General features: G+C 47.9%; 7 protein-coding genes. All 7 read left to right on the top strand.

Annotated features, from left to right (window positions below; translation table 11 throughout):
* Positions 1-55 precede the first annotated feature (55 nt).
* Positions 56-3,112, top strand: coding sequence for a hypothetical protein (locus ACO6V5_RS24535; protein WP_422410332.1), 3,057 nt, complete (start codon positions 56-58; stop codon positions 3,110-3,112).
* A gap of 363 nt (positions 3,113-3,475) precedes the next feature.
* Positions 3,476-4,195: a papain-like cysteine protease family protein gene (locus ACO6V5_RS24530; RefSeq protein ID WP_422138796.1), complete on the top strand. Its 720-nt coding sequence runs from the start codon at positions 3,476-3,478 to the stop codon at positions 4,193-4,195.
* Between the two features lie 573 nt (positions 4,196-4,768).
* A complete protein-coding gene (malE, locus tag ACO6V5_RS24525) occupies positions 4,769-5,986 on the top strand; it encodes a maltose/maltodextrin ABC transporter substrate-binding protein MalE (protein WP_422135125.1) in 1,218 nt (405 codons plus the stop codon).
* 129 nt (positions 5,987-6,115) lie between these two features.
* On the top strand, positions 6,116-7,666 hold the full coding sequence (gene malF / locus ACO6V5_RS24520) for a maltose ABC transporter permease MalF (protein WP_422135126.1): 1,551 nt from the start codon (positions 6,116-6,118) through the stop codon (positions 7,664-7,666).
* Between the two features lie 6 nt (positions 7,667-7,672).
* A complete protein-coding gene (malG, locus tag ACO6V5_RS24515) occupies positions 7,673-8,560 on the top strand; it encodes a maltose ABC transporter permease MalG (protein WP_422135127.1) in 888 nt (295 codons plus the stop codon).
* Positions 8,561-8,596: 36 nt separating this feature from the next.
* Complete coding sequence (locus tag ACO6V5_RS24510; RefSeq protein WP_422135128.1) at positions 8,597-9,730, top strand: ABC transporter ATP-binding protein; 1,134 nt, start codon at positions 8,597-8,599, stop codon at positions 9,728-9,730.
* A gap of 14 nt (positions 9,731-9,744) precedes the next feature.
* A complete protein-coding gene (gene malQ / locus ACO6V5_RS24505) occupies positions 9,745-11,934 on the top strand; it encodes a 4-alpha-glucanotransferase (RefSeq protein ID WP_422135129.1) in 2,190 nt (729 codons plus the stop codon).
* Positions 11,935-11,957: the final 23 nt, after the last annotated feature.

The raw sequence follows: 11,957 nt of genomic DNA, 5'->3' as shown, positions 1-11,957 counted from the left end.
CTAAAGTTTACCTTCAGGAAAATAGTTAAGTAATAAGTCTTAAAGGAGTATTGCCATGAATATTGCCCATGGAACGGGAACCTCTCAAAGCCTGTGCCCTCCAACAAAGTTTGACACCGAGTCGCTAACGGCCTCTGGCCAATGGACAGTCTGCGAATCAACCAGAAGGCTGCGATCCCATGATTCCAGAGAGCCTGAGCGACAGAAGCTGAAGGAAGCTGCTGCCAGTGGACGCCTGGCGTTTCGGCGAATTCAATACACCAAAGAAAAAGATTACTTTTCGGGTAAGGGAGCACCAAGACCCTTCACTCTCGCTCTGCCGGGGAAGATGATGCCCACCGGGCCCGTAACAGATGGTTTAGGTAAATGGATGGTAGGCATTGTTAACCCCCAATGCCTGCATGTCTACAAACGTGATGCCTACACCAATCATCTGGCGCAGGGCGCTGATGAGAATAAACGGATTGAAAAACACCTGCCTGATCTGCAATCACTGCACGACGCACTTCTTGAGCGCAGCAATAAAGTTTTCTGGGGAGTTTATCCTCGTTTCACCTCGGGACATCTGCAAAAAGACGGAACATTCAGTTTACCAAAGTTGAAATCCGGCAATAAATCCCACCTTTTTCATTACCCTGAACTGATACTCACCAACTACCGCATGGGAGACGTCAAATGCTTTTGCGTATACAAGGACGCACAAATAAATATTTCCGATATCCTTAGACGTAAGAATCAGTGTGAAATTTTACTGGAGCTTGGCCCCTTGCCTCTGGTGGTTTACTGCCACCGCACAGGTTCTGTAGAGGTCTATTTTGATGATGAGCTGGAAAGTCCGCACCTGGCCAGCAATGAGAATTCTCTGAATGATTTTGCCTTCTCACAGGGCTTAGCCCCAGAGCATTTGAGAGCCATGCTGAATTTGCTGCCAATGCCTTTGCGGGCAAAAGCACTGAGTTCGGAATCAACTCTCTCAGCTGATCCAGATACCATGCAGCTACTGCAAGAAGCCATCGAGCTGGTAAGTGATCCCCGTCATTACAGTTGTGAGAGGCTTCTGGAATTGGAACAAAGTGGCTTGCCAATTCACCAGTTTTTTCCTCATGAAGGACGTGTTGAATCTTTACTTGGAATGTTACTGGTTTCCGAATTGATCAGAAACGACCGGCCAAAGCACGAGCAAATCCAGAAACAGGCGGACGAAGCCTGCCGCTTATGTCAGCTGCTTCTGCAAAGCGGTGCAAGACTGGAAAAGAATTTTCCACCCATTTTCAATATGGATGAAAGCTTAAACTCATTAATACCACTGAGCATTATGAACTATGTTTTGGCTGCCTTTGCTCCATTTGATTTTCTGACTCTGGACCATCTCCGGAGACTACCTTTAACCGGTTGCCCGGGAAACGTCATTGAATTTGACCGAATCTGCCGGGAATCCACCCAACAGCAGCGGCAAAGCTTTTTGGAACAATTAATAATACACCATGTGGTTGACTTTAATCCTCCAACTCTCAACGCCCTCGAGTCCCTCTTACTGGCCCTGTTCCATTACGGAGCTTCTCTGGACAATGACGTTCTGAATCGCGTTAAAGTCTATCATGAGGGCAGATATGGTAATGGTAAGAAGATTATTGAGGATCTATCTCTGAATGGTTATATCGAATGGCTTGAAAACCTTCGGGATCAACGGGAAAAATATCCTTTCTACCAGAATTGGCCAGAGCATGTCCGGCAGGCTCAGCGGGAAGTTGAGGAGCTGAAACAATCGCTCGGCCTGAACGATACCGGCGCATCGGCAACATCATTGGTAACCGAGGTTCCGGCGGCATTACAGTTTGTGGTGGAAGCGTTCAGTAAACCGCCGGTCCTGCCTGACAATGTCGGCGATAATGAAAAAACCATCCTGAAAGTATTGCAGCATTATTACCGCCGTCCGGGACCAGAGCGGGTGATAGAGAGCCTTGTCAGACAGACCATGCCAGCCGTGTGGAAACCACTGCACAGTTGCAGTCATGTTCTGCGGGCCAGGAATAATGGGCTCTGGTATATGGAGTTGCTGGAGAAATTTCAGCAACGCTCCTTGCACCCGCAAGAAAAAGAACTCCTTTCTCTGGCGATCATCTACCATGACGCGGCTGCCGAAGATGTCGACAAATCAGTAGAAGAAACGAGTTCAGCTGAATATTTCAAACGGGATCTGGCCGGGCACTATCCTGAAAAGCTGCTGGCTGATATGGCAAAGGCGATAGTCAGCAAGGAAAACGATGTCAAGGGTCAAGACGAGCAGAGCCTTTGTGAGCGTGTGCGCTGGTATCTGCGCATATTACGCTTTGCGGATCGAATGGATGTTATCCGTGGTTGCGGGGTTGGGGCTGATTTCCCAGGATTAACAGTGACTCGATCTCTGGGTTTTGACGCCAGTCTTCTTGACTTGCCATTGCAGCTGACCAGAGAGTTTACCTTCGAGCCTGACAAAAAGACTGAATTCCAACGTCATCTCGAAGCCGCCATGCACGGAGCGGCTGATCTGGCGCGGGTAACCTGGCAACTTCTGGATCGGCGCAGAAAAAACTACGCCCAAGTCTACGGTCTGATCGACAATGGCTCAAAGATCTCCGAAAACTTTGAATGGACTACTGAGCCAGTGCAGAGAATGAACCAGTTTATTGATGACAATGTCCGCCGTAAAATCGCTCAGGAGGCCGGAATTATTACCTGTTCAGACCCCAGCCACAAAGCCTGCAGGGCCGATCAGAACAAAGGGATCACTTATGGTATTCATAACAGCGGGTATGATCTGGGGCAGGTGACGATTCCGGCCGGAATGACACTGCTGGAAAAGATGCAGTACGAACATGACCCGTCGCTGCTAAGCCCGGCCACACAACAGGCAATAGAGCAAGAGGTGCAGCGGTTGAAGAACGAAGGTATTCGGATGAATCCGGGCACCTTGATTCAGGAAACACTGCATTCGGAGGACGCCCGGGAAGTGCTGAAGAAGCGGGGTATTGCTGTGGTCAGCGAGAAGCGGCGCTACTTTAACAACAATGGCTTCCCGGGAGAAAAGGAAATGCTGGTGCCAAAGAAGATACTGAAAAAGCCACGAGAATAGCTCCGGTAAACAGGGGTACACCAGCTCTGTGGCATAAAGCCAGATTCTTCCCTCGCAGTCATCTTAAGTATTATGGCGGGAATCGCTTCCCGATCCATTCCATTCTGCAATTTGTCCCGTGCATAGGTTTTTGCTATACAACTAGTAATAGAAAAAACCCGTGAAAAGGAATTCGCAATGCCCGGTATTGAAAACAAAAGAGATTTACCTCCCTCACTTCAGTCACTGAATGAAACACCTGACAAGAAGAAGCGAAAAAAGGAACAACCCGTTCCCACGCTTCGACTTACAGGGCCTGAAAGCGTGGCAACCAGAGTTTTACGACACCCTCTGAAAATTCGATAACTAAAAAATGGATAAAATATGAAACTAAGAGGACCGCTCAGAGCAATTTGGGGTTTTAATGCTACTAATGACACAACAAATTTAGAAGCTGAACAGAAAAAGTTCAAAGGAAGGAGTGTAGAGCTCAAAAGTCACATTCACCCTGTTAAGTACATTCATCAAGGGCATGTTAATCTCTGTGGTGATGCCTGTGTAGAAATGCTCAGAAGGTTTTATGGTGACGATCCATTATTTGTTACCAGTATAAATCCAGAAAAAGTTGAATCACTTTCTACTAACCCGAGAAGAATATTTAAAGGATTCCCCTTAGAAGAATTTTACGAAGAGTCTATTCGTTCAAATTTCAAATTATCTGAGTTGCAATTTCCTGATTCTTCATACACTAAAGAAGCATTAGTTGAGTCTTTAACTGAACTCATTGCCGAGACACCTATTCTTCTTAGATATCAAGAAAATTGCTTCTATGGTCATTATGCCCTGTTAATAGGCATTATGGGTGATAAATTAGTCATTCATGATCCTTGGTCCGGAGGTAGTCAAATAGAAACTGTAGAGTGGTTACAGTCACTGATTTCAGAAAATGAATTAGAAGCATTTCTTGCACAAAACAAGACGGCTGATGACATACTTCCAACAGGCATTATTACAATAAAAGTTGATTCAGAAGATCCAGAACCTTCAGAGGATTTTGATAGCTTAGTTGCCAGAGTAAAAGAGCGCCTTAACCGTCGACAATGATGTAACTGGTTCCTATGCTGGAGCGGCTGTCGCAAAACTCAGGTTCCCAAGCTGTCGTGCCCTTTGGGCCCCAGCGAGGGAACCCGGACTAAACCCAGCTCCCTGTCTCCAGAATCAGAACGAGATGAAAACGACTTCCTTTTTTCGCCTCAATTAATTAGCTATCGTCGTATATTTTGATTTAATTCTCAAAAATAATATTAACTTGCTTTTTTAGAAAATTATGAATAAGTACCTGGCCAGAATATGCGAAACCAACTGGTTAGGTACTTAAAACCTTGCCTTGATGAAAAATTCTTCTCCACATCATCATTACCTTCCGATTCTGCCGCTATTATTGAATAAGTTTTTCTTTCATCTCAGACAGCAACCCAATGGGTCTGTCTGTGAAAACAAATCTTCACTCTTGAGCGAACTTTCAAGCCGTGTAGGGGAATCATCATTAGGCTGACCGGAGAGGTTCACGTCCGGGTGCGTATGAAGCTTGTCCTACAGAACGCGCCTGCGGTTTATCACTGCGAGTGGCCGCTGCGCTTTAACTGAATAGCTAAATTGATCAGGAGCCGTTGACTGATGATCAGATTACTGGGTACTCCACTTGGCAAAACCATAGCTGCAGCTGCAATCACTCTCGGGACTGCCCTCAGCCCTTTCCAGGCCTTCTCCTTTGAGGATGATGAACTGGTGATCTGGGTAGGCGGTGACAAGGCCTACAATGGTATCCGGGAAATCGGCAAGGAGTTTGAGGAAGACACCGGCATCAAGGTTAAAGTTGAGATTCCGGAAAATATTACCGATCGTTTTCAACAGTCGGCAGCGTCCGGTGGTGGACCAGACATTCTCTTCTGGGCCCATGACCGATACGGTGAATGGGCCCAGAGCGGCCTTCTTTCGCCTGTAAACCCAGCTGCGGATTTCAAAAGCAAGATTGACGATCTGGGCTGGCAGGCGATGACGGTTAGCGGCAAGATCTATGGTTACCCTGTCTCTATGGAGGCTATCAGCCTGATCTACAACAAGGATCTGTTGCCAGAGCCTCCCGGCTCATTTGAGGAAATGTTTCCTCTTAAAGACAAACTGGCCAAACGCAAAGTTACTACCATTATGTGGGATCAGATCCAGCCTTACTTCACTATGCCGATGCTTGCTGCAGATGGCGGCTATGTCTTCAAAAAAACACCGACTGGTTATGATATCAAAGACACCGGAGTCAATAACGCCGGAGCCATGGCCGGTGCCAAAATGCTGACCGAGCTGATTGATAAAGGCGTTATGCCCAGAGGCGTTGATTATGGTGTTATGGAGTCCAGCTTCAACAAGGGCCAGACAGCCATGATGATTACCGGCCCCTGGGCCTGGTCAAACCTGGACAAAACCAAAATCGACGGCAAAGATCTGAATTATGGTGTGGCCGCTTTGCCCAGCGTCAATGGCCAGCGTTCCAAGGCATTTGTTGGCGTCTGGGGAGCCACTTTGAACAGTGCCAGTCCCAATAAAGCCCTGTCTAAAGAGTTTCTTGAAAACTACCTGCTAACAGACGACGGTCTTCGTACTATGAACAGCGATGTTCCGCTGGGTGCTGTGGTCAATAAAAGCTACATGAAGGAACTGGAAAAAGATCCTCGCATCAAGGTTACCTACGAAAATGCCGTCAACGGTTTGCTCATGCCCAATGTACCGGAAATGGGCAAATTCTGGTCAGCCATGGAGTCTGCTCTGATGAACATTACCTCCGGAAGACAGGACTACAAGAATGCGCTCAATGAAGCAGCCAGGCAAATTGTCAACTAGGCTGTCTAGATCCCCTTCTACTTATCTCAATGCAGTGAAATACGACAAGTGATTTCGAGAGCGATTTATGCAGTTTCAAGCCCACCGGATCAGAGTATGTGAGCTAAATCTGCTTCAGGAGTCGACTTTATGGAGGCTGATCAGAAAGCAAAGAGCCCATTGACCTGGTTGGTATGTGGATTAATTGGCATGATTGATCTTGTGCTGCTCTATGGCGTGGCCCTGATGTACTTTCAGGGAGAGTTTGCTTTTGCCCTGATCATTCTGGTGATTGTCTGCGTCGGCACCTGGGTGTTCATAAGCGCTGATGGCTACAACTACCGATATGTTTTCCCTGCAATTCTGGGCGTATCGATATTTATAGTTTTCCCCCTGATCTATACGGTATATGTCGCATTCACAAATTACAGTTCCAGTCACCTTTTATCCTTGGAGCGCGTAAAAATCCTGCATCTGGGCAAAACCTATAAAACAGAGGGTGAGTCCTATCATTTCAGTGTTTATCAGCAGGGGGCTGATTACCGGGTTCTGTTTATCAGTAACAAGGAGACAGACAAGTACCTTATAAGTCAGCCGTTCAACGAAACCGTCATTCCAGTGCCATTGAAAGCTGACTTTTCACCGGACCTTCCTGAAGGCAATGAGCTCCCCCTCAAGGAGACCATAAAGCTACGGAGTACCCTCAAAAAACTGGACGTAGAACTGCCTGACAAGACTGAGCTAACAATGACCAGCCTGAGAAAATTTGGTCCCATGTCAAAAATTTACCGTGACATTGGTAATGACACTCTGCAGGACACGCGTAATGGCAACCTGCTAAAGCCTGATCATACAACGGGCTATTATATCGAAGTGCCTGAAGGGCAGCCTGATTCAGCGGGCAAGCAGGTAAGACCGGGCTTTGTCGTTTATAACGGCTGGGATAATTTTGTTCGGGTGCTGAAAGATCCTGGTATTCAGGGTCCTTTCTTAAAAATTTTCCTCTGGACCCTGGTATTTGCAGCTCTCTCGGTGCTCTTTACCATGACTGTAGGGTTGCTGATGGCCTGTCTGGTGCAGTGGGAACCCCTGAAAGGTAATAACTTTTACCGGCTGCTGTTAATTCTTCCTTATGCAGTGCCAGCCTTCATTTCTATTTTGATCTTCAGGGGCCTGTTTAATCAGAATTTTGGTGAGATCAATATGCTGCTAAACCTGCTCTTTGGGGTTCAACCCGAATGGTTCAGCAACGAGTATCTGGCAAAAACCATGGTCCTGATCGTTAATACCTGGCTGGGTTATCCTTACATGATGATTCTCGCCATAGGCCTGTTGAAGTCTATTCCAGATACTCTTTATGAAGCTTCAGCAATAGACGGCGCCTCTCCCATCCAGAACTTCTTTAACATCACTTTGCCCATGATCATAAAGCCTCTGACACCGCTGTTGATTGCCAGTTTTGCATTCAACTTCAACAACCTGGTTCTGATTGCACTGCTGACTGACGGTGCTCCCAATATCATTGGTGCCAGCACTCCGGCAGGTGCCACCGACATTCTGGTGAGCTATACCTTCCGGATCGCATTTGGCCAGTACGGGCAGGATTACGGCCTGGCTTCTGCCATAGCCACCTTCATCTTCATCATGGTGGGTATCATAGCCTGGGTGAACCTGAAAGCGACTAAACAGGTACTGGAGTGAACGACTATGATGGTACAGCCAAGAAACCTTAAATGCCGGGTGTGGTCTGCCAGAATCTTTATGATTCTCTTTCTCTGCCTGATCATGTTTCCCTTCCTGATGATTATTTCGGTGTCTTTTCGTTCCGGTAACTTTGCTACCGGCGACCTGATACCCAGTAATCCCAGTCTGGAACACTGGTATCTGGCTTTTGGTATTCCCTGGGAAAATGCCGACGGCTCCATCACCCAGTCTCCCTTCCCTGTTCTCCTCTGGTTATGGAACTCTATCAAAGTAGCGTTTATTTCCACGCTGTTGATCCTGCTACTATCAACCACGGGCGCCTACGCATTCGCCAGACTGAGATTCCGATTCAAGGAATCCATGCTTACTGCCATGATGATTCTGCAAATGTTTCCAGCTGTACTGGCACTGGTTGCCATATACTCCCTGTTTGAGCAGATCGGCAACTATGTTCCCTGGTTAGGTCTGGACACTCTGGGTTCGGTAACTGTCGCCTATCTGGGTGGTCTGGCTCTGCACATCTGGTTAATCAAGGGCTACTTCGAAACCATTGATTCATCCCTCGAAGAAGCTGCAGCGATTGACGGAGCAACGCCCTGGCAGGCATTTCGTTTTGTGTTGCTACCGCTATCAACACCCATTCTGGCGGTGGTTTTTATTCTGGCTTTCATTACCAATATTGCTGAATATCCCGTTGCTTCAGTGCTTTTGCAGAGCATGGATAATCTGACGCTGGCGGTTGGCTCGAGACAATATCTGAATCCACAGAATTATCTCTGGGGCGACTTTGCTGCGGCAGCCGTTCTGTCAGGTCTGCCCATCTCTATTATTTTCCTGTTGTGCCAGCGCTGGATTGTCGGTGGTCTGACTTCAGGTGGTGTCAAAGGCTAGCCTGCCGGGTTCAGCGTATAAAAAACGGAAAACCTTATGGCTGAAGTTAAGCTTGTCAATATTTCCAAAAGCTATGACCAGGGCAAGACCTGGGTTCTCAAGAATATCAACCTGAACATTGCAGAGGGTGAATTCATTGCGTTTATCGGGCCTTCTGGCTGCGGTAAGTCCACTCTGCTTCGAATGGTCTGTGGTCTTGAAGATATCACTGAAGGAGAAATGTACATTGCCGGAGAGCAGGTGAATGACTGGCCACCGAACGAGCGCAGGGTAGGCATGGTCTTCCAGTCATACGCTCTTTATCCACACATGTCGGTGGCCGAAAATATGGCCTTTGGTCTGAAGCTGGCAAGAGCCGATAAATCGTTAATCAAAAGCCGGGTTGAAGAAGCCGCCCGAATTCTCCAACTGGAAGCCCTGCTGGATCGAAAGCCAAAAGCCATGTCCGGAGGTCAACGACAAAGGGTGGCTATCGGCCGCTCCATCGTGCAGCAACCAAGGGTCTTTTTGTTTGATGAGCCGCTGTCCAATCTCGATGTCGCGCTCCGGGTTCAGATGCGGCAGGAAATAGCCCGACTCCACAACCGTCTGCAAACAACGTCTATCTACGTCACCCATGACCAGATTGAAGCCATGACTCTGGCAGACCAGATTGTTGTCCTGAGCCCTCTGGCTCAGGGGGCAAAAACTAACCTGGAGCAGGTTGGCAAGCCATTGGAGCTTTATCACCAACCCGCCAACCTGTTCGTTGCCGGATTTATCGGTTCACCCAAAATGAATTTCTTTGACGGTTTTATTGAAGAGACCGGCAACAGCGAAACCCGAGTCAAATTAACCACCGGTGAAGTACTCCGGACAAATGTTGACTGCCAGGATGCCAAAAAGGGTGACAGGGTCGTGCTGGGCATTCGACCCGAAGATGCTCTGGCAGAAACGGATAATGGCAACGCTGTCGAAGGCAAGGTTGAGACGTTGGAGCGTCTGGGCGCCGAATCTTACATATACATGAGCCACGATACCATTCGTGAAAACTTTATTGTCCGGGTAGAAGACTCAAAAAAACGTGATGCAGGCAGCAAGATGAAAATTGAGCTTCCGGTTCAGTTTTGTCACCTCTTCAACGCTGAGGGCAAGGCTTTTCCTCGTACCCAGGCGCCAGCCCACGACTGATAAGAGAGAGCGTTATGTCTGATCCTGATCTGATTGAACAGCTGGCCGGGTACTATCGCGTTTCTGGAGAATACAGTGACTGGGCGGGTGAGCCTGTCAGCGTCCCCATCGAATACAAATTGCCAATTCTCGCCGCCATGGGATTGAACGTTGAATCTGACGATGCGATAAAACAGGCGATCACAGACTTTGAACAACAGAGGTGGCAGCAACTGTTGCATCCCGTTTCTGTCTTCACACAGGGACAAGCCTATCAGGTCAGTCTGCACCTTGAAGATCAACAGCTGGGTCAGCTGTTCAAAGGCGAAATAATACTGGAAACCGCTGGCCACCACTCACTGAATCTGAATACTGACGATATGCCCATAGAGGAAAGTTGCAATTTTGGGGGTAAAATCTATCATCACCTGACGTTCAAATTACCGGATACTTTGCCCCTTGGTTACCATCGGCTCTCGCTGCAAAGTAACAATACGCAAGACTGTGCACTGATAATTATTGCTCCTGAAACCTGTTACGAACCTGAAGGACTGGGCAGTGGCAATAAGATATGGGGCAGTGCAATCCAACTTTACACACTCCGAACTCGTCATGATTGGGGTATGGGTGACTTTTCAAGCCTGAGTCAGTTGGCGACTCAACTGGCAGAGCAGGGCGCAGATGTTATTGGTCTGAATCCTATTCATGCCCTTTACCCTGCCAACCCTCTTCATGCCAGCCCCTACAGCCCATCAAGTCGAACCTTTATTAATCCCTTGTATATCGATATCACAGCTGTGCCGGACTTCAGGGAATGTGACGAAGCCCGGACGCGATTTGAAGAGCCAGAGCTCAAAGAACAACTGCAACGGGCAAGAGATCAGGAATACGTAGACTACAGCCTGGTAGCGTGGCTGAAGTTTGGTTTTCTGAACACACTGTTTGAACACTTCTATCAACAGCACCTTAACCCCGAAAGCTCAAGGGGAAAAGCTTTTCTGGATTTTTGCAGAAACCGTGGCCCGGCTCTGGAGCAACATGCCCTCTATGAAGCTATTTATGAGCATTACAAAAAGCTGAACATCAATAACTGGGGATGGCCATGCTGGGAGCCTTTGTTCCAAAACCCTGAATCCAGTGCCGTTAAAGCGTTTGCTAGCGATAACCGAAAACGCATTCAATACTATATGTACTTACAGTGGCTGGCTGAAGATCAGCTGGCCAAAGCCCAGGAAGCGGCCATTGAAGCCGGTATGCTGGTGGGCATCTATCGTGATTTGGCCGTAGGTGTGGACAGTGGCGGCTCTGATGTCTGGAGTCATCGCAGCCTGTATTGTCTGGATGCAGGCGTTGGTGCGCCCCCGGACGGTGTCGCTCCCCAGGGACAGAACTGGGGTTTGCCTCCCTTTAATCCGCAGGTGCTAAGGGCTCAGCAGTACCAGCCCTTTATTGAAATGGTTCAGGCTAATATGAGCCATTGCGGGGCTTTGAGAATTGATCACGTCATGGGACTACTGAGACTCTGGTGGTGCCCCAAGGGCAAAACCGCTGACTATGGTGCCTATGTCTATTATCCCCTTGAGGACTTACTCGGCATCATCAAACTGGAGAGCCATCGTCGTCAGTGTCTGGTATTCGGAGAAGACCTCGGGACAGTTCCGCCTGAAATTCAGGCCACTTTGCCACCGGCCCTGTTCTATTCCAATGAAGTGGTTCTTTTCGAATGCCTGGGTGATCATTTTACGCCACCTCTGGACTATAAACCGATGGCTTTGACCTGTATCAGCAACCATGACATCCCTCCTCTGAAGGCCTGGTGGAATTGTCTGGATCTGGATTTGCGTCTGCAATTGGGTATTTATGATCACAACCGGACACTGCAAGAGAAAGAGGCAAGACACAGGGAAAAGCTGGCTTTACTGAAAACACTTTCGAGCATCCATGAGTTTCCTGCAGGCATGAACCCACACGATATTTCCACCATGGGATACTCAAGGGACTTAATGGAAAAAGTGCATTATTACCTGACTAAAACAGCTTCAAAAATCACCGTGGTTCAGCTGGAAGAGGTTTTGCAAATTGACTCCCCGGTGAATATTCCCGGGACCAGCGAAGAGTATCTAAACTGGCGCAGGAAGTTGACCGATACTCTGGAAAATATTTTTGCTGATGAATCCAATCGGTCGTTTTTTAACAACATGACGGTGATTAGAAAGAGCGGTTAAGTTTAACGCCATCAAAGTGCAAA

The sequence above is a fragment of the Endozoicomonas sp. ALD068 genome (genome assembly GCF_049310145.1).
Taxonomy (GTDB): domain Bacteria; phylum Pseudomonadota; class Gammaproteobacteria; order Pseudomonadales; family Endozoicomonadaceae; genus Endozoicomonas_A.
The sequence above is the reverse complement of the archived record's forward strand: the minus strand, read 5'-3'. Positions and strand labels throughout refer to the sequence as shown.

What these genes read in the sequence shown, in the direction of transcription:
- ACO6V5_RS24535 (WP_422410332.1), top strand. Translation starts at nt 56, where the DNA reads ATGAATATTGCCCATGGAACGGGAACCTCTCAAAGCCTGTGCCCTCCA.
- ACO6V5_RS24530 (WP_422138796.1), top strand. Translation starts at nt 3,476, where the DNA reads ATGAAACTAAGAGGACCGCTCAGAGCAATTTGGGGTTTTAATGCTACT.
- malE (WP_422135125.1), top strand. Translation starts at nt 4,769, where the DNA reads ATGATCAGATTACTGGGTACTCCACTTGGCAAAACCATAGCTGCAGCT.
- malF (WP_422135126.1), top strand. Translation starts at nt 6,116, where the DNA reads ATGGAGGCTGATCAGAAAGCAAAGAGCCCATTGACCTGGTTGGTATGT.
- malG (WP_422135127.1), top strand. Translation starts at nt 7,673, where the DNA reads ATGATGGTACAGCCAAGAAACCTTAAATGCCGGGTGTGGTCTGCCAGA.
- ACO6V5_RS24510 (WP_422135128.1), top strand. Translation starts at nt 8,597, where the DNA reads ATGGCTGAAGTTAAGCTTGTCAATATTTCCAAAAGCTATGACCAGGGC.
- malQ (WP_422135129.1), top strand. Translation starts at nt 9,745, where the DNA reads ATGTCTGATCCTGATCTGATTGAACAGCTGGCCGGGTACTATCGCGTT.